Raw genomic sequence first — 19,606 nt, 5'->3', positions numbered from 1 at the left:
CTTTTAGCTGAAATTATCAGTAAATTTCAAATGTTAATTTTTTTAAATATTTCCGAAAAATCTTCTGTATAAAAAAACTTAAAAATTTAACAAACATAAAGTGTTATATATTACTTAAATTGTATATATTTGCCGATTGAAGAAAAAAAGAATAAGTAATTAATTTTAAAAAATGCAAAACAAGGGACTTATTAAACTATTTGCACTTTTATTCGGACTTGTAAGCATCTTTCAGCTTTCATTTACGTATGTGGCAAATAGGGTGGAGAACAAAGCCAAGGCATTTGCTGAGGCAAAAGTGTCGAACACAGAGAGTAATTACGTTTCGAAACGAGAAAGAGTTGAATCTCAGTACTTAGACTCTATGTTGGGGCAAGATGTGTATAACATCGGAGTTACCAAATACACCTATGCAAAGGTGAAAGACAAAGAGTTAAACAGAGGTTTGGACTTGAAGGGAGGGATTAACGTAATCCTACAAATTTCTGTAAAAGACATATTAAAAGGTCTTGCTAATAATACAAAAGACCCCATTTTTAACAAATCATTAGCAGAAGCTGATGAACTATTACGAAAAACAGACCGTACGTACTTGGATTTATTCTTTGAATCGTATGAAAAAAATGGAGGTAAATTGGCTTCACCTGACGTTTTTGCTAACAAAACGTTAAGCGAAGAAATCAACTTCCAAATGTCTGATAGTGAAGTTCGTCCTATCATCAAAAGAAAGGTTGATGAGTCTATAACCTCGGCTTTTGAGGTATTGCGTAAACGTATTGATAAATTTGGTGTTTCGCAACCAAACATTCAGCGTTTAGGTTCTTCAGGTCGTATCTTAATCGAATTACCTGGAGCTAAGGATGTTACACGTATCAAATCGCTTTTGCAAAGTACAGCTCAGTTGGAGTTTTGGGAAACTTTCAAAAATATAGATGTTCTTCCTTACATAAGTGCTGTAAATGAGCATTTCAAATCAACAATGAAGCCACAAGAAGCTGTTAATGAATCTACTACAAGTGCAATTGATTCGCTTCTTACAGATATCAAAAAAGATTCAACAGAACAAGCCAAACAGGTTAATCCTTTGTTTGATTTGTTGAAGCCCGTACCTACTTATGAAGGTTCGCCTGTGCTTTTCGCTGTGAGTTTGAAAGACACGGCTAAAGTTAATAGTTACTTGAAATCTGCTGACGCAAAACGATTACTACCTGCTAATCTTCAATTTGCTAAATTCGTTTGGGGTAAACCTTCAAAAGATTCAGACTTAGTGGAAATGTATGCTTTGAAAGGCAATCGCGACAATGTAGCTGCCTTGACAGGAAATGTAATTACAGATGCGGCTCAATCTTTTGATGTGAGAAATCAGCCTGCTGTTTCAATGCAAATGGACGGAAAAGGAGCCAGAATTTGGGAAAGCCTTACAGACAAAGCATTTAAAGAACAAGGAAATATCGCTATCGTTTTAGATGATATCGTTTACTCTGCACCAGGTGTAACTAATGGAGCTATCTCTGGCGGTCGTTCAGAAATTACAGGTACCTTCACCCTAAATGAAGCTATCGACTTGGCTAACGTGCTTAGAGCAGGTAAATTACCCGCAGGAGCTGATATTGTTCAGTCAGAAGTAGTTGGACCATCACTTGGACAAGAAGCAATTGACAGCGGTATGAATTCATTCTTGATTGCAGCAGTAATCATTTTTGCTTGGATGATTTTCTACTATGGAAGAGCTGGTATTTATGCTGATATTGCATTGTTGTTCAACATTTTACTTGTATTTGGTGTGTTGGCAAGTATCAATGCGGTACTAACCTTACCGGGTATTGCGGGGATTGTGCTTACCATTGGTATGGCAATTGATGCTAATGTACTTATATTTGAGCGTGTTAAAGAGGAATTAGACAGAGGTAAAGGTGTTTCACAAGCCGTTTCCGACGGTTTTGGCAATGCCCTTTCATCAATCTTAGATGCCAACATTACAACTGGATTAACAGCACTTATCCTATTGGCTTTTGGTAGTGGACCTATTCAAGGATTCGCAACTACTTTGCTTATTGGTATCGCAACTACCTTGTTTACAGCTATTTTCATAACACGTTTATTAGTAGATTATAGTGTTGAAAAGAAACACAATTTAACATTCTCAACTAATCTTACTAAAAACGTACTGAAAAACGTTAATATTGATTTCATCGGAAAACGCAAAGTTGGTTATATTATTTCTGCAGTAGCTATTTTGATAAGTATAGTTTCTTTAGCTACTAAAGGATTAAATCAGGGTATTGATTTTGTGGGAGGTAGAACATACCAAATCCGTTTTGAACATCCGGTAGTTCCTGCGGAAGTTTCTAAAGAATTGCAACCGCTTATCGGAAATGCCGAGGTGAAAACTTTCGGAGCTGCAAACCAAATTAAGGTTGCCACCAAATATAAAGTGGAAGAAGAAAGTACTGCTGTAGATAACGAAATCCAAGAATTACTTTATAAAGGACTACAAAAATTCCTACCGGAAGGATATTCTTATGAAGATTTTGTGGGAGCTTCCACAGAGGACACTTTAGGAATTGTTCAGTCAATGAAAGTAGGTCCTACAATTGCGGAAGATATTAAAAGTAATGCCGTTTGGTCTGTGCTTGGAGCTTTAGTAGTAATTGCTTTTTATATTTTAATCCGATTCAGAAGATGGCAATTCTCTTTGGGAACTGTAGTACCTTCGGCTCACGATGTTATTTTGGTATTGGGTATTTTCTCTTTGACTTACAGTTTTATGCCTTTCAATATGGAAATTGACCAAGCTTTCATCGCTGCAATTTTGACAGTTGTAGGATATTCTTTGAACGATACTGTAATCATTTATGACCGTATTCGTGAGTATATGCACGAGCCTAACTGGACGAAAGAAAAAATCAATACAGCATTGAATAGCACCTTAAGCCGTACTTTGAATACTTCGCTTACTACATTGGCAGTACTCGTAACCATATTTATTTTTGGTGGAGAAACGCTAAGAGGATTTATGTTCGCTATGATTGTAGGAGTTGTTGTTGGTACATATTCATCTATATTTATCGCTGCACCAATGCTTTATGATACTTTAGATAAAAAGTCTAAAAAAGAGGAAGAATCACACTCATAGTAATAATTGTTTTTAAAGGGAAAAGCTACTCGTTAATTTGAGTAGCTTTTTTTGCAAAAATATATCCCAACTTCGCAGTGAAGTAAATCGTTTTATTTACAAAAAACACTTTTTAAAAAGATAACTCAATCACTAAATAATTTATTTCTGTTATGAAAGTAAAAGATATTACCCAAAAGATAGAGCAACTAAGTCCGTTGTCATACGCGGAAGGTTTTGATAATGTAGGTTTACTTGTAGGTAATCCTCAGATGAATGTAACCAAAGTTTTGATAACGTTGGACACCCTTGAAGAAGTTGTTGATGAAGCCATTGAAAAGCAATGTAACCTGATTGTTAGCTTCCACCCTATTATTTTCGGCGGAATAAAAAATATCACGGGCAAAAACTACGTAGAACGTGTGGTAATGAAAGCTATCAAAAATGATATTGCTATTTACAGTATGCACACAGCCTTGGATAATATGTTTTTGGGAGTAAATTCGGCAATATGTGATGCTTTGGAACTTAAAAACAGAGCCATTTTAATTCCTCAAAAACACACAATTCGCAAACTTGTAACGTATGTTCCTCACAACCACGCCGAAACATTACGAAAAGCATTGTTTGAATCAGGAGCTGGCGAAATTGGTAATTATAGCAATTGTAGTTTCAATTTGGAAGGATACGGAACATTTAAAGGCAATGATGATTCCAACCCTGCCATTGGCGAGAAAAATCTCTTACATACTGAAAATGAAACACAAATAAACGTTATCTTCCCAAAACATCTTGAAAGTAAAATACTGAAAACTTTGAAAGAAAATCATCCCTATGAAGAGGTTGCCTATGAAATTTATGTTTTGGAAAATATTCATCAGCATATAGGAATGGGAATGGTTGGCGAGCTTGAAAATGCGATAAGTGAAAAAGATTTCTTGAGTTATTTGAAAACAAAAATGCAAACCGATTGCATTCGGCATTCTGTTTTTATAGGAAAAAAAATCAAAAAAATTGCTGTATTGGGCGGAAGTGGAGCTTTTGCCATTGACGCAGCCAAAGCAACCAAAGCCGATGCTTTTGTAAGTGCAGACTTCAAGTATCACGACTTTTTCAAAGCCGAAAACCAGATTTTACTTGCCGATATTGGTCATTTTGAAAGCGAACAATTCACAAAAATGCTTTTATATGATTATCTTACAAAAAAATTTCCTAACTTTGCCGTCGTTTTATCGGACATAAACACAAATCCTATCAAGTATTACCAGTAGATATGACAAAGAAAGCTGAAATTACAGTAGAAGAAAAGTTGAGAATGTTGTATGATTTACAACTTATTGACTCACAAATTGACGAATTGCAAAACGTACGAGGCGAGCTTCCGTTAGAGGTTTCAGACCTTGAAGACGAAGTTGAAGGACTTAAAAATCGCTTATCCAAATTCAAAGAAGAATTGGAGCATTTACAGTCTGGAATTGCCGAAAAGAAAAATATTATAGAAGAAGCTAAAATCTTGATTAAAAAGTACAACACACAACAAAAAAATGTACGCAACAATCGAGAATATAATTCCATCACCAAAGAAATTGAGTTTCAAGAACTTGAAATTCAATTAGCTGAAAAACGAATCAAAGAAGGAAAAGCTCAAGTTGAGCAAAAAAAGGAAGCCATCAAGCAAGTTGAGGAGAAAAAAACTCAACGTGAGGCTCACCTCAAACACAAAAAAGAGGAATTGGATTCTATCTTAGCGGAAACTGAAAAAGAAGAAACTTTCCTTAGAGAAAAAGCAGAGGAATACGCAGAGCAAATTGAAGACCGCTTGCTGAACGCTTATCGCAGAATTCGCGGAAGCGTGGTGAATCGCTTGGCGGTTGTTCCTGTAGAGCGTGGAGCTTCAGGAGGTTCATTTTTTACAATTCCGCCACAAGTGCAAATGGAAATCGCTGCTCGTAAAAAAATCATCACTGATGAACATAGCGGACGCATTTTGGTAGATTCGGCTCTTGCTGAGGAAGAAAGAGAAAAAATGGAAGCTCTTTTCAACAGCATAAAATAAAAGAAAACAAAATAAATCGAATTTGGAAATTTGAAAATTAAGCAATGTTTTTATTTTCAAATTTCCATTTTTTATACAATAAATTTGCAGAATAACACAATTTCTATTTATCTTTAAAATCTTAAACTTCTAATTTTCCGATGAATTCCCGAGAACAACAACTGCAAGCCTTTGAACGTCTGCTCAATATAATGGATGATTTACGAGAAAAATGCCCTTGGGACAGAAAGCAAACCTTGCAATCACTTCGTCATCTAACCATTGAAGAAACTTACGAATTAGGCGATGCGATTTTAGAGAATAATTTGCAGGAAATCAAAAAAGAATTAGGCGATTTATTGCTCCATATTGTATTTTATTCAAAAATTGGCAGCGAAACCAACGATTTTGATATTGCTGATGTAGCTAATTCGGTTTGTGACAAACTCATCGAACGGCATCCTCATATTTACGGAAATGTTAAGGTTGAAAATGAGGAAGATGTGAAACGTAATTGGGAAAAAATCAAACTTAAAGAAGGTAAAAAAAGTGTTTTGGAAGGCGTGCCAAACAGTTTGCCCGCTTTGGTAAAGGCTTCTCGAATACAAGATAAAGTAGCTGGTGTTGGTTTTGATTGGGATTCAAAAGAAGGCGTATTTGATAAAATAAAAGAAGAAATCAATGAACTTCATCACGAAATTGAGCATAAAAACAAAGAAAACATTGAAAAGGAATTTGGCGACGTGCTTTTTAGCTTGATTAATTATGCAAGATTTCTGAAAATTAATCCCGAAGATGCTTTAGAAAAGACAAATAAAAAATTCATTAAACGATTCCAATATTTGGAAAAAAAAGCAGAAGAACAGGGTAAACACCTGAAAAATATGACTTTGCAAGAAATGGAGAGTTTCTGGCAAGAGGCCAAAAAAGAAGATTAAAGATGTATCCGTATCACAACAAAATAAAGCAACGCATCAAAAATGGCGAATTGATAAAATATGAATTTGTTGAAAAATACAAAGATATAAGCCCTTGTCTGTTGCTTTATTTTAATACAGAGCCTTACGTTCGTCCTGTTCGGGAGCATCGTTTTGAAGAATACAGAGAAATTTTAGCTTCTCTTACAGATATTTCAAAATAAATAGGCAATAAGTAAAATACTGAAAATCAGTAATCATACCTTTCCTTCCACAAATTTTTTAAGTAAGCACGCATTGCGTTTTCTCGCTGATTATTTCCCGGTTCATAGAATTTTTCTCCTTGTAATTCTTCCGGCAAAAAATCCTGAAAAGCAAAATTATTTTCGTAATCGTGTGAATATTTGTAATCTTTCCCATAATTCAACTCCTTCATAAGTTTGGTTGGAGCATTACGCAAATGAATCGGGACGGATAAATCTCCTGTTTGTTTTACTGTTTGTTGTGCCTTATTTATTGCCACATAAGACGCATTACTTTTAGGCGAGGAAGCCAGATAAGTAGCACATTGACTGAGAATTATCCTTGCTTCGGGATAGCCAATCGTTGTCACAGCCTGAAAAGTATTATTAGCCAAAATGAGTGCCGTAGGGTTTGCATTTCCAATATCTTCCGAAGCTAAAATAAGCATACGTCTGGCGATAAATTTCACATCTTCACCACCTTCAATCATTCGAGCAAGCCAGTAAACCGCCCCGTTTGGGTCGCTCCCCCGAATAGATTTAATAAAAGCAGAAACAATATCGTAATGTTGTTCGCCTGTTTTATCATAAAGAACCGTATTTTTTTGAACAATTTGAAATACTTTTGCATTTGTTATTTCAATAATTTCATTTTCTGATGAAGAATTTACGATTAATTCAAATGTGTTAAGTAATTTCCTTCCATCGCCTCCGGAAAGTTGCAAAAGAGCTTCTGTTTCAGTGAGTTTTATGTTTTTGGATTTCAAAATCGAATCGTTCTCAATGGCATTTTTCAACAGTTTTTCCAAATCATTTCGGTCAAAAGCATTGAGAATGTACACTTGGCAACGTGAAAGTAAAGCCGGAATTACTTCAAAACTCGGGTTCTCCGTAGTTGCTCCGATAAGCGTAATCCACCCTTTTTCAACAGCTTGCAGTAGCGAATCTTGTTGAGTTTTGTTAAAACGATGAATTTCATCAATGAAAACAATCGGATTTTTAGCAGAAAACAAGCCTCCAATTTGTTTGGATTGTTCTATAACTTCGCGAACTTCCTTAATACCTGAACTAATGGCACTTAACGTAAAAAAAGAACGATTACTTTGCTGAGCTATGATATTAGCAAGTGTTGTTTTTCCCGTTCCGGGAGGTCCCCAAAATATAAGCGAGGGAAGCAAACCACTTTCAATTTGTTTCCGTAAAGAACCATTTTCGCCTACTAAATGCTCTTGCCCCACATACGACGCCAAATTCTGCGGACGCATACGCTCTGCCAAAGGTGTATTCATTGTCAAAAATATATTTTCGCAAAGATATGAAACTTTTATTCAACCTCACCTGAATGCTATAATTTATCAAGTTACATTCTTTAGAAAATACCTCACTTTTTGTTTTTTCAAAAATAAACTCCTATCTTTCGCGACTAATTTTATCATAAATGATTTATATCTATGAAACATTCTAATTTTTTAACCTCAACGGCTTTGGTACTTGCCTTAGTTAGTTGCAATGAAAATCAATCAGTTAAAAATGAAACTATGGAAGAAAATCCATTATTAGTTGAAAGTACGTTAGAGTACTTTGCCCCCGATTTTTCAAAAATCAAAGACGAACACTATCGTCCTGCATTGTTAAAAGGAATGGAATTGCAGGCAGAACGCGTTAAAGCCATTGCCGAAAATACGGAAGCACCAACGTTTGAAAACACGATAGTAGCTCTGGAAAAAAGTGGAGAAGAATTCAGCCGAGCAAACCGAGTTTTTGGAGCTTTAGCCTCTGCACAAACCAACGACACTATCAAAAATATTCAAAAAGAATTATCCCCTAAATTTGCCGCCCATTCCGATGCTATATATCTGAATGACAAACTTTTTGAGAGAATAAAAAACCTCTACGAAAAGCGTGAAAACTTAAATTTGGATACCGAATCTAAAAAATTATTGGAACATTATTATGAAAATTTCATAATTTCAGGTGCGAATCTGTCTTCGGCTGATAAAGAAACTTTGAAAGGATACAATTCCGAATTGGCTTCCTTACAAACCGAGTTTAATCAAATTTTGTTAGAAGGAAATTTAGCTTCTGCTCAAGTATTTACGGATAAAAACTCTCTTGACGGGTTGAGCGAAGAAACCTTAAAAGGGCTTGAAACAGAAGGAAAATGGAAAGTTCCCACGTTTAACACCACACAGCAACCTTTGCTTGTAGATTTGAAAAATAGAGAAACTCGCAAACAAATTTTTGAATCTGCGTGGAACAGAACCGACGGCGGGAAGCATAACACCAATGAAGTGATTAAAAAAATTGCTTTGCTTCGTGCCAAAAAAGCCAGTTTGTTAGGATTTAAAAACTATGCTGAATGGGCATTGCAACAAACAATGGTTAAAACTCCTGAAAATATCTATCAGTTTTTCAAGGACTTAGTCCCTGCTTCTGTTGGGAAAGCCAAAAATGAAGCTAAGGAAATTCAAGCTCAGATTAAAGCCACAGGCGGTGACTTTCAGCTTGCTCCATACGATTGGAATTTCTACGCTGAGCAAGTTCGTAAAGCAAAATATGACTTAGATGAAAATGAAATTAAGCCTTATTTTGAGCTGAAAAATGCTTTGGAAAACGGAGTCTTTTATGCAGCAACAAAACTATACGGAATTACTTTCAAAGAACGAAAAGACATTCCTGTTTATCATCCTGATGTTGTTGTATATGAGCTATTTGAAGAAGATGGAACTAAATTAGGACTTTTCTACGGCGATTTCTTTGCTCGCGAAAGCAAACGCGGTGGAGCTTGGATGGGAAATTTTGTTGAGCAATCTAAGTTATTAGGCAAAAAGCCTGTAATTTACAACGTTTGCAATTATCCAAAACCAGCCAATGGTGCCCCTGCTCTACTCTCTTTTGATGAATTAACGACACTTTACCACGAATTCGGTCACGCTTTACACGGATTTTTTGCCAATCAGCAATATGCTTCACTTTCAGGAACTTCTGTAGCTCGTGATTTTGTTGAGTTGCCTTCACAATTCCACGAGAATTGGGCTTTACATCCTGAAGTTTTAAGTAATTATGCTTTTCATTATCAAACAAAAGAGGCTATTCCGCAATCTTTAGTTCAAAAAATCAAAAATGCGAGTACTTTTAACCAAGGATATTCATTTACAGAGGTTTTGGCTGCAGCAAACTTAGATTTACAATGGCACACTATCTCTGCGGATACCAAAATTGATGACGTAACTGCTTTTGAAAAAGAAGCCTTGAAGAAAACAGGATTGTTATTAGATGAAGTTCCTCCGCGATATCGTTCTTCATATTTTGCTCACATTTTTGGAGGAGGATACGGTGCCGGCTACTATTCATATCAATGGACAGAAATGTTGCATCACGATGCTTATAAATGGTTTGAAGAAAATGGCGGACTTACCAGAGCTAACGGTCAGCGTTTCAGAGATATGATTCTTTCTCGTGGTAACACATTGGATTATGAAAAAATGTATTTAGACTTCCGTGGGAAAGAACCTTCTATTGAGTCGTTGCTCAAAGCCAGAGGATTGAAATAAAAGAATCAATACATTTTTTACAGAAAAACAGCCGAAAAGTTATAAAAACTTTTCGGCTGTTTTTCTTTTTTATAAAATACTTATTATCAATGTTCTCCGTAATCTATATTGTCTAACTTTCCTTTGAATACCCTGAATTGAATAACAAAATAAGCAATTACCAATATGGCTGCAATGATAAACCAATTCAGCCCCACACTCAAACCATAATCGTTAGCTGCTGTGTTATAAATTGTTAGCGAAGGATTTACTTCATTGGTGGAAGGTAATAAATTCGGGAATAATGATGCCACGCTGGTTGCAAAACTTCCAAAAATGAACAGTGTGGAAAACATAAAACCAGTGCCATCCTTTTTAAAAGTCCGAATGCGAAACTGACCGAATAACCCCACCGCAGCAATTATCGGAAAAATCCATAACCACAAATGTTCCTTAAAATTATGAAAAGGCACAGGACGAACATATTGCCACGACATTATTGAAATAATCACCAAAAATAACAAAACAAAATTCAGCCTGAAAATGATGGCTCTCAAACGTTTGTTAAGTGATGAGGAGGTTTTCAAAATCACCCAATTCGCTCCGTGAATAGTTAAAGTTACCACAGCCAAAACTCCCATAAGCAATGTAAACCAATCAATTACACCTTGTTGATGAGCAAGAGGGTCAAAAGTCGGATTCCATAAGGCAAGGAAAAAATAATGTGGCTCTTGAGTAGAAATTCCATTTTCAACCATTCCTAAATTTACTCCCCGAACAACATTTCCTAATGCTGCCCCAAAGAAAAGTGCCAACAGCAAGCTCGCAATTCCGAAGGCTTTATCCCAAAATCCTTCCCATAACGAATTGTGAAATTGCCCACGCAACTCCAGCCCTATAGCCCTGAAAATCAGCAACCACAAAACCATCATCAGAGGTAGGTAAAATCCACTAAATGAAGAAGCATACAGCGTTGGGAAAGCAAAAAATAACACTCCGCCACCGGCTATCAGCCAAACTTCATTCGCATCCCAAAAAGGTCCAATTGCTTTCGTTACTGCCTTCTTTTCTTCTTCAGTTTTGGCAAAGAATAAATGCACAATTCCTGCCCCAAAATCATATCCGTCAAGAATGACATACATTCCCAACATAAACATCAAAACAATATACCAGAATAATTCCATATTTTTTAGTTATTTAGCTGAATTTTTGTTTCAGGTCCTTTATTAACAATTTTGAATACTAAAAGAATAAAAAGTAAGCCCAAAAGCAGGTAAAGCCCTACAAATCCGAGGAATGTAAACAACGTATTTCCAGAGGAAACCGTAGGCGAAACACCTTCCGCAGTTCGCATTAAATTGTAAACAAGCCAAGGTTGTCTGCCAAGTTCAGCAGTGTACCAACCAGCCGTATTGGCAATGTACGGAAACGGAAGTAACATCATCAAAGCCCAAAGTAACCACCTTGTTCGGAAAAGTCGCTTCTTCCAAAGTAAGAAAGCAGCAAAAGCCATAACCCCAATAAAAATAGTTCCCAAACCGACCATAATATGATAAGCATAATACAAACCGGGAACATTTGTTGGGTGAAGTGATGGGTCAAAATCGTTCAAACCTTTTATTTCGGCGTCCCAACGATGATGTGTTAAAAAGCTAAGTACGTTAGGTACAGCTATTTTGTTATCAATTTTTTTGTTTTGCATATCGGGCTGCCCGATGAGGATAATTTCCGCACCTGCTTTTTCAGTTTCAAAAATCCCTTCCATTCCTGCAAAGGTAACCGGTTGATATTTAGCTACATTTTTAGCTGCTAAATCTCCCGTTGGGAAAGCAACCAAAACAGCCGAAATAACTCCGAAAATAACTCCGTTTTTAACAAATAATTTTCCATACTTGCTATGTTTGTTATTGAGCAGATAAAAAGCCCCAACCGCCGTCACGAAAAAAGAACTCGTAACGAGCGACCCTGCCTGATTGTGTAAATATGAAGGCCACAACCAAGGATTATCAAACAGGGCAGAAAAATTGTTCAATACAAATTTTCCGTTGGCAAGAATTTCGTAACCTACTGGGTGCTGCATCCACGAATGGGTTGCTATTATGAGAAATCCGCTTGCCCAAGACCCTAAAAACACCAAAAATCCGGCGAGAAAATGAAGCTTATGCCCAAGTAATTTCTCTCCAAAGAGGAACATTCCTAAAAAAGAAGATTCCAAAAAGAAAGAAAACATTCCTTCCATTGCCAGCGTTTGCCCAATAATCCCGCCTGTAAGCTCGGAGAATTTCGCCCAATTCGTTCCAAACTGAAACTCCATCGGAATACCTGTAACCACTCCCATTGCAAAGTTCAAGGCAAAGATTTTCATCCAAAATTTTGCCGCATCATTGTAAGCAACATCATTGGTTCTGAGAAACTTCCACTTGAAATAAACAATCATCAATGAAAGTCCCATCGTTAGTTGCGGAAACAAATAATGAAAGGTGATTGTGAAAGCAAATTGCAATCGATTGTACAAAATCATATCTTCCATAGAAACAAAAATTTAAATTTTAAAAATATTCGCAAAGTTACATATTAAAATTTAATAATTCTAAATAATATCGCTCTAAAATAAACTTTTAATACATAGTGCGTTTTTTAAATCAGCTTCAGAAACTTTCGTTTTTGGAGAAAAGCAAATCTTTTTCAATCTGCTTGAAAGGAAATGAGCTTCATTTACCTGTGCGTTTTCACACTTTTTTAGGTGCTAAATCGCACTTATTTTCTAAAAATAAAACCGTATCTTTGCCTGAGAAAAGTTTAAAATAAATATGTCTGGAAAAATACTAATTGTTGATGATAATGAAGATATACTCTTCGCTTTGAATCTGTTATTACAGTCATATGTTGAAAAGATAAAAGTAACAACACAACCGGAACGCATTGAGCATTTTATGGAAACTTTCGTCCCGGATGTTATTCTGCTGGATATGAATTTCAATAAGGATTCAGAAAGTGGGCAAGAAGGGCTTTTTTGGTTGAAACAAATAAAAAAGAAAGATCCAAATGCCGTTGTTGTCTTTATCACTGCTTATGCCGACACGGAAAAAGCCGTTCAAGCCATCAAAGCGGGTGCCACGGATTTCATCCCGAAGCCTTGGGAAAAAGAAAAACTACTGGCAACCATATCTTCTGCCATTGCACTTAAAAAGAGTAAAAACGAAGTTTCCATCCTGAAACAACAGGTTGAAGCCTTGGAAAGCAATCGTGTAATGCCTGAAATTATTGGAGAAAGTGACGCTATGTTATCGCTTTTCAATATGATTGATAAGTTAAAAAATACTGATGCAAACATATTGATTTTGGGTGAAAACGGAACAGGGAAAGACCTGATAGCTAATCTGTTATATTGCAAATCTCCTCTTTCAGAAAAACCTTTTGTACACATTGATTTAGGAAGCATTCCTGAACAACTTTTTGAAAGTGAGCTTTTTGGACACGAAAAAGGAGCCTTTACCGATGCAAAAAAGGAGAAAAAAGGACGTTTTGAATTAGCTTCAGGAGGAACGCTTTTTCTTGATGAAATCGGAAATTTATCTCTCGCTATGCAGGCTAAATTACTGACAGCCATCGAAAAAAAGCAAATTATCCGAGTTGGGGCAACCACTCCCATTCCTATTAATGTAAGGCTAATTTGTGCCACGAATGCGGACATACATCAAATGGTAGAAAACGGCTCTTTCCGTCAGGACTTACTTTACCGAATTAATACCATTGAATTACACATTCCTCCTTTGCGAGAAAGAGAAGGAGATATTTTGTTACTTGCAGAACACTTTTTGAAAAAATACAATCGAAAGTATAAAAAAGAAATACGCTTTATATCGCCTCAAGCACAACGCAAACTCAAGCAGTACAATTGGGCGGGTAATGTTCGTGAGCTACAACACGCTATGGAACGTGCTGTGATTTTAGCTTCGGGAAATAGCTTGCTACCCGATGACTTTATGTTGAAACCTGCTACCAATCATAAAAGAAATTCTGAAATTTTGAATCTGGAACTTTTAGAAAAACGAGCTATTGATTCCGCATTAAAACAATGCAACGGCAATATGAATCAAGCTTCTGAGCTGTTAGGAATTTCACGATTTGCACTTTACCGAAAAATCGAAAAATATGAAAATTCAGACTAAATATTTATTCATAATAAAAATAATTGCGAACATTTTCCTTTCAATCTTAGGAACTTGGCTATTTGTGCAGAATTTCTATTTTTCGGCAGTATTTATTTGGTTATCAGTTGTTGGAATATCCGTCTCACTTTATCAAGACCGTCAGCGTTTGATTGACAAAATGAACCGAATGATTATGAGTATTCGCCATTCCGATTTTTCATACAATTTCACAAATAGCAAATCCAAGGACGAAATCAACAACTTGCATCAAGAGATGAATGAAGCCCTTACTGCTTTCCGAAATCGTACACAAAACCTAATGATGGACGAAACAGAAACCAAAGCTTGGCAGAAATTAATCAGCGTTCTCACGCACGAAATTATGAATAGCATTGCTCCAATAATCTCGTTATCAGAAACTTTAAGTGAAGAAAAAAATCACAAAGAAGTAAGTTCTACTCAATACAAAACGATGCATCAAGCAATGGAAATCATTCACAAACGAAGCAAAGGTTTACTTACTTTCGTGGAAAATTATCGTAAACTTACACGAATTCCTGAACCTATTCTACAACCCATTTATTTAGAACAAATGCTAAATTCTTTGCAACAATTGGTGGCTTCTGATAAAATAAATTTCACATATTCTGTTTATCCTGAAAAACTTACGCTTAACGCCGACAGAAATATGTTAGAGCAGGTTCTTATCAACTTGCTGAAAAATGCTCACGAGGCTGGTAAAGAAAATACCGAATCCAAGGTAAATGTAACGGCTGCCAAAATAGGAAATGAAGTACATATTTCCGTGAAAGACAATGGTTGTGGGATTTCCTCCGAAGCAATTGACAAAATTTTCATTCCTTTTTATTCTACAAAAACAAGCGGTTCCGGAATAGGTTTAAGTCTTTGCAGACAAATTATGCTTCGGCACAACGGGAAAATAACAGTACAATCCAACGAAAAAGGAAGTATTTTCACTTTGATTTTTAAATAATTATACTTTATAGAAATATTTTTATTCAATTCTGTTTCTATTTCAAAAAATAGATATATATTTGCACCCTGAATTAATAATCGAGGTCGTGAACCTCACAAATTAAATACTTATGCCAGTAAAAATCAGATTACAAAGACACGGAAAAAAAGGTAAACCATTCTACTGGGTGGTTGCAGCTGATTCTCGTGCAAAAAGAGATGGTAAATTCCTTGAAAAAATAGGAACTTACAACCCTATTTCAAATCCTGCTCAAATTGAATTAAACATTGACGCAGCAGTGAAATGGTTGAAAAACGGAGCTCAACCTACGGAAACAGCTCGCAGAATCCTTTCTTACAAAGGTGTTTTATTAAAATATCACCTTTTGGGTGGTGTTGCTAAAGGAGCTTTGACTATGGAGCAAGCCGAAGCTAAATTCAACGCTTGGTTGGAAGAAAAAGCCGGAAAAATTTCTTCAAAAGAAGAAAAATTAGCAAAAGACAAAGCTTCTGCAAAAGCAAGTGCATTGGCAGCTGAGAAAGAAGTCAATGAAAAACGTAAAAATGCAGCTGCAGCAAAAGCTGTTGAGGCAACAGAAGAAGTTGCTGATGCAGAGGTAGCAAACGAAGAGAACAACGAAACTGAAGCTTAATATGACTTTGAAAGATTGTTTTTATGTAGGAACAATTGTATCAAAATTCAGTTTTAAAGGGGAAGTTTTGGTAAAATTAGACTCTGACGACCCCGAATTGTACGAAAATTTGGAATCAGTATTTATTGCCTTAGGCAATAATCTGGTTCCTTTTTTTGTTGAAAAATGTTCCTTACACAAATCTGACTTATTGCGAATTAAATTTGAAGACATTGAAAATGAGTCAGATGCCGATGCTTTGTTAAAACATAAACTTTACTTGCCTCTCTCCTTTCTTCCAAAATTAACCGGAAATAAATTCTACTATCACGAAATTATCGGATTTACAATGGAAGATGTAGAATACGGTTATGTTGGAAAAATTATTGGTGTAAACGACAGCACTTCACAAGCCTTATTTGAAGTGGAAAATAATGACAAAGAAATCCTCATTCCAATGAATGACGAATTTATTGAGAAAGTGGACAGAGAAAACAAAAAAATCATTGTAAAAACTCCTGAAGGCTTAATTGATTTATACCTTGATTAGTAGTCGTTTTTACTTTGCTTCTATTTTCTTGTTTTTTTAGTTTCGGTTTTCAAATACTCTGCAATTAGCTCCAATTCTTTGTACCATTCTTCTCCAAATTTTCTGATAAGAGCCTCTTTTACAAACTTATACACCGGAACCTGAAGTTCTTTTCCTAAACTGCAAGCATCGTCACAAATTTGCCAACGATTGTAATTTACCGCCGTAAAAGAAGTATATTCCTGTAAACGAATTGGATACAAATGGCAAGAAATCGGCTTCTTCCAATCAATTTTACCATCGTTGTAAGCCTGTTCTATAGCACACAAAGCCCATCCTTTCTCATTTCGGATTACGTAAGCACACTCTCCTCCATCAATGAGTGGAGTCTCCCATTCTCCATCTTCTCCTTTCACATAAACTCCTTGTTTTTCAATTGATTGCGTTCCTTTTGTAGTAAGATACGGAGCTACTTTATCGTAAACTTTTTCTAATATTTTGAGTTCACTTTCTTCCACAGGTGCCCCTGCATCGCCTTCTATACAACAAGCTCCTGCACAAGCATTTAGATTACAAACAAAATCATTCTCAATAATATCTTCAGAGATTATGGTTTCACCGATTTGTATCATTTTTCTAATTTACAAAAATATTTTGGGGTGCAAAAGTATAAAAAAGTTCCATTACTATGAAATTTTTAGCTCTTTACTCAAATATAACCTTCTTTTTCTTGATTTTAGCAATTAAAAAATATACCTTTGTAAGACCAAAATTTTTGTTATGAGAAAAAATTATTACCCAATCGTTTTTTTTATTCTTTTTTTCTTTGGTATGGTCTTTTCTTTAAAAGCACAGCAAGAAAAAAGCATCAACCAACTTAAACAATCCGTTGTTTGGAATAGTAACTCATTGAAAGAAAAGCAATTTCACGAAGGGCTAGCAGGGACTTACTTCGGAAAACACAAACAGTTTTTCATATTAGCAGGTGGTTCATATTTCCCGAATGAAAAACCTTGGCAAGGAGGTAAAAAAGAATTTTCCAAAACTGTTTTCGTATTTGAAACATTAGCTGACGGAAAATTATCGGTCGTTTATCAAGGAGAAGATTTACCCGAAGCCATAGCCGAAGGAACCTGTATTTCTCTTCCTGAAGGATTGCTTTGCATTGGAGGACAGACACCTAACGGAATTTCAGCAAAAACTTTTTTAATTTCTTACGAAAATAAAAAAATAAAAATTACAAACTTGCCAGATTTGCCAACAGCAGTAAAAAGTGCAGCAGCAACTTCTAACTTAAGTCAAGTGTATGTAGTTGGAGGACAAACCATTGATGGAAATTCCTCTCAGCAATTTATCAAATTGGATATAAACAATTCTGAAAAAGGCTGGCAAAAATTACCGGATTATCCGAAAAACGTTTCAGGAGCGGCAGCCGTTGCTCAACAAGATGGAGAGGAGATTTCAGTTTTTGTTTTTGGAGGAAGAAGTCGCAACAACGCTGATATTACTGCTTTTTACAGTGATGTTTATCAATTCAAACCTTCTAAAAATCAATGGATTGATAAAAAAAACATCCAAAATTCAAAAGGAAATTTACCTCTGGCAGTTTCAACGGCCACAAAAGTGGGAGCTTCAAGTATTTTGCTTTTTGGTGGAGATACAGGTCTTGTTTTCAATAAAGTAGAAAAAGCTATCAATGACGGAAACACAGAACTTCGTAACGAACTTTGGAAAAATCATCAAGGTTTTGAAAAAGAAATTTTGGTTTACAATACAATTACCGATGAATGGTTCACGTTGGGAAAAGCTGACAATACAGTAGCTGTGGCTTCCGCTTTTTATGATGCTCAAAATCAGGATATTTATATTGCCGGAGGAGAACAAAAACCGGGAATTCGCTCATCTTTAATTACTAAATTATCACTTTCAAAAGGAGAAGGCTTCGGTTGGCTAAATTACGCAGTATTAGCACTTTACTTTATCGGAATGTTGTGGCTTGGATTTTTCTTTATGAAAAACAATAACAACACCGAAGACTATTTCAAAGGTGGCGGACGTATCCCTTGGTGGGCGGTGGGTGTGAGTATTTTTGCTACTATGCTCAGTGCCATTACGTTCATTTCCATTCCAGCTAAAACTTACGCTACCGATTGGCGTATGTTGATGTTCAATATGACAATAATTTTGGCTGTTCCCATAATTATTCGCTTTTTTCTGCCTTTTTTCTTGCGTTTCAAACTCGATACGGCTTACCAATATTTAGAAATTCGATTTAATCGCCCAATTCGTTGGGTTGCATCGGCTTTCTTTACTTTTTTTATGATAAGCCGAATTGCCATCGTGCTTTTTTTACCTTCATTAGCGTTAAACATCGTTACCGGATTTAATATTTATTATGCCATTTTGATAATGAGTTTCGTAACTATCATATATTCAACGAGTGGCGGAATGGAAGCTGTGGTTTGGGGCGATGTTATTCAAGGGTTTATCTTGGTTGGAGGGGCTATCGCTGCTCTGGTAGTGATGATTACAGGAATTGAAGGTGGCATCAGTGAATTTTGGAATACAACAATGACTTTCAATAAATTAGACACGTTTGATTTCCGATTTGATTTTTCACAACCTGTTTTTTGGGTCGTAGTTTTCGGCGGACTTGCAAATACTTTGATTTCATACACCAGCGACCAATCGGTAGTGCAACGATATATGTCCACCGTGAATGAAAAAGCCACAGCCAAAAGTATTTGGCTCAATGGGATTGTAAGTGTGCCTGTAAGCATTTTGTTTTTCCTTCTCGGAACGGGGTTATTTGCGTTCTACAAATCCAATCCTGAACAAATGTCGATTACTGACCCTAATATCGATTCCATTTTCCCTCAATTCATTGTTTCACAAATGCCTACGGGATTATCAGGACTATTGATAGCTTCAATTTTTGCGGCTGCAATGAGTACTTTGTCATCAAACATCAATTCGGTTTCGGCGGTAATTACTTCCGATTTTTACAAAACTTTGTTCAAAAACACTTCATTCAAAGGGCAAATGACCGTAGCCCGATGGTCGGGAGTTATTGTTGGGTTATTAGGAACAGGAATGGCTATAATACTGGCTACGTGGAACATAGCTTCACTTTGGGACCAATTCAATACCTTCTTAGGATTGTTAACCAGCGGATTGGGAGCTTTGTTTATTTTAGGAATATTTTTCCCTCGTGTGGGCTCTGTTGCAGCTTTCATCGGGTTGGTTTCCGGCGTGATTATCCTCTATTTGGTAAAATCTCACACAGGACTTTCATTTCTGCTTTACGGACTCATTGGAATGGTTTCCAACATAGTTATTGCATTTATCTTCAGCTTGTTTATCCCGAATCAGAAAGGAATTGAATCAATCACTTGGAAAACAAGAAAGAAATAATAAAAAATCGAAATAAAACAAAAACAGACTACCTTTTTAGACAGTCTGTTTTATTTTTTA

General features: G+C 36.0%; 15 protein-coding genes. 11 read left to right on the top strand and 4 right to left on the bottom strand.

The features are described 5' to 3' along the window. Positions 1 to 172: 172 nt before the first annotated feature. The 5 genes from secDF (at position 173) to CGC58_RS11310 (ending at position 6,291) form a co-directional block, all read left to right on the top strand. Positions 173 to 3,136, top strand: a complete 2,964-nt coding sequence (secDF, locus tag CGC58_RS11330) for a protein translocase subunit SecDF (RefSeq protein ID WP_095896808.1) — start codon at positions 173 to 175, stop codon at positions 3,134 to 3,136. A gap of 152 nt (positions 3,137 to 3,288) precedes the next feature. Next, entirely contained in the window at positions 3,289 to 4,386 is a 1,098-nt protein-coding gene (locus CGC58_RS11325) for a Nif3-like dinuclear metal center hexameric protein (protein WP_095896807.1), read from the top strand. Between the two features lie 2 nt (positions 4,387 to 4,388). Beyond that, positions 4,389 to 5,171: a zinc ribbon domain-containing protein gene (locus tag CGC58_RS11320; protein WP_095896806.1), complete on the top strand. Its 783-nt coding sequence runs from the start codon at positions 4,389 to 4,391 to the stop codon at positions 5,169 to 5,171. Positions 5,172 to 5,311: 140 nt separating this feature from the next. After that, positions 5,312 to 6,088 (top strand): nucleoside triphosphate pyrophosphohydrolase, encoded by a 777-nt coding sequence (gene mazG / locus CGC58_RS11315; RefSeq protein WP_095896805.1) that lies wholly within the window; start codon positions 5,312 to 5,314, stop codon positions 6,086 to 6,088. A 2-nt stretch (positions 6,089 to 6,090) separates the two neighbouring features. Further along, a complete protein-coding gene (locus tag CGC58_RS11310; protein WP_095896804.1) occupies positions 6,091 to 6,291 on the top strand; it encodes a hypothetical protein in 201 nt (66 codons plus the stop codon). A gap of 26 nt (positions 6,292 to 6,317) precedes the next feature. Here the strand turns inward: CGC58_RS11310 and CGC58_RS11305 are convergent, their stop codons facing one another. Beyond that, positions 6,318 to 7,598, bottom strand: coding sequence for a replication-associated recombination protein A (locus CGC58_RS11305; protein ID WP_095896803.1), 1,281 nt, complete (start codon positions 7,596 to 7,598; stop codon positions 6,318 to 6,320). A 162-nt stretch (positions 7,599 to 7,760) separates the two neighbouring features. On the opposite strand from CGC58_RS11305, the gene CGC58_RS11300 reads away from it, so the two are divergent. After that, a complete protein-coding gene (locus tag CGC58_RS11300; protein WP_095896802.1) occupies positions 7,761 to 9,863 on the top strand; it encodes a M3 family metallopeptidase in 2,103 nt (700 codons plus the stop codon). An 86-nt stretch (positions 9,864 to 9,949) separates the two neighbouring features. Here the strand turns inward: CGC58_RS11300 and cydB are convergent, their stop codons facing one another. Both cydB and CGC58_RS11290 read right to left on the bottom strand, forming a co-directional pair. Further along, on the bottom strand, positions 9,950 to 11,026 hold the full coding sequence (gene cydB, locus CGC58_RS11295) for a cytochrome d ubiquinol oxidase subunit II (RefSeq protein WP_095896801.1): 1,077 nt from the start codon (positions 11,024 to 11,026) through the stop codon (positions 9,950 to 9,952). Positions 11,027 to 11,031: 5 nt separating this feature from the next. Beyond that, positions 11,032 to 12,372, bottom strand: a complete 1,341-nt coding sequence (locus CGC58_RS11290) for a cytochrome ubiquinol oxidase subunit I (protein ID WP_095896800.1) — start codon at positions 12,370 to 12,372, stop codon at positions 11,032 to 11,034. A gap of 280 nt (positions 12,373 to 12,652) precedes the next feature. Between CGC58_RS11290 and CGC58_RS11280 the strand changes: the two genes are divergently transcribed. The 4 genes from CGC58_RS11280 (at position 12,653) to rimM (ending at position 16,153) form a co-directional block, all read left to right on the top strand. Further along, positions 12,653 to 14,014, top strand: a complete 1,362-nt coding sequence (locus CGC58_RS11280) for a sigma-54-dependent transcriptional regulator (protein WP_095896798.1) — start codon at positions 12,653 to 12,655, stop codon at positions 14,012 to 14,014. Further along, positions 13,998 to 14,990 (top strand): sensor histidine kinase, encoded by a 993-nt coding sequence (locus CGC58_RS11275; RefSeq protein ID WP_095896797.1) that lies wholly within the window; start codon positions 13,998 to 14,000, stop codon positions 14,988 to 14,990. The genes CGC58_RS11280 and CGC58_RS11275 overlap by 17 nt, the downstream gene beginning before the upstream one ends. Positions 14,991 to 15,102: 112 nt before the next feature. Beyond that, a complete protein-coding gene (locus tag CGC58_RS11270; RefSeq protein WP_095896796.1) occupies positions 15,103 to 15,624 on the top strand; it encodes a 30S ribosomal protein S16 in 522 nt (173 codons plus the stop codon). Position 15,625: 1 nt separating this feature from the next. After that, on the top strand, positions 15,626 to 16,153 hold the full coding sequence (rimM, locus tag CGC58_RS11265; RefSeq protein ID WP_095896795.1) for a ribosome maturation factor RimM: 528 nt from the start codon (positions 15,626 to 15,628) through the stop codon (positions 16,151 to 16,153). A 20-nt stretch (positions 16,154 to 16,173) separates the two neighbouring features. Here the strand turns inward: rimM and CGC58_RS11260 are convergent, their stop codons facing one another. Beyond that, positions 16,174 to 16,764 (bottom strand): DUF3109 family protein, encoded by a 591-nt coding sequence (locus CGC58_RS11260; protein ID WP_095896794.1) that lies wholly within the window; start codon positions 16,762 to 16,764, stop codon positions 16,174 to 16,176. A gap of 148 nt (positions 16,765 to 16,912) precedes the next feature. On the opposite strand from CGC58_RS11260, the gene CGC58_RS11255 reads away from it, so the two are divergent. Further along, on the top strand, positions 16,913 to 19,546 hold the full coding sequence (locus tag CGC58_RS11255; protein WP_095896793.1) for a sodium:solute symporter family transporter: 2,634 nt from the start codon (positions 16,913 to 16,915) through the stop codon (positions 19,544 to 19,546). Positions 19,547 to 19,606: the final 60 nt, after the last annotated feature.

It is taken from the genome of Capnocytophaga stomatis (assembly GCF_002302635.1).
In the GTDB taxonomy this organism is placed as follows: Bacteria; Bacteroidota; Bacteroidia; order Flavobacteriales; family Flavobacteriaceae; genus Capnocytophaga; species Capnocytophaga stomatis.
Note: the sequence above shows the minus strand (reverse complement) of the source record. Positions and strands in the feature narration are given on the sequence as shown.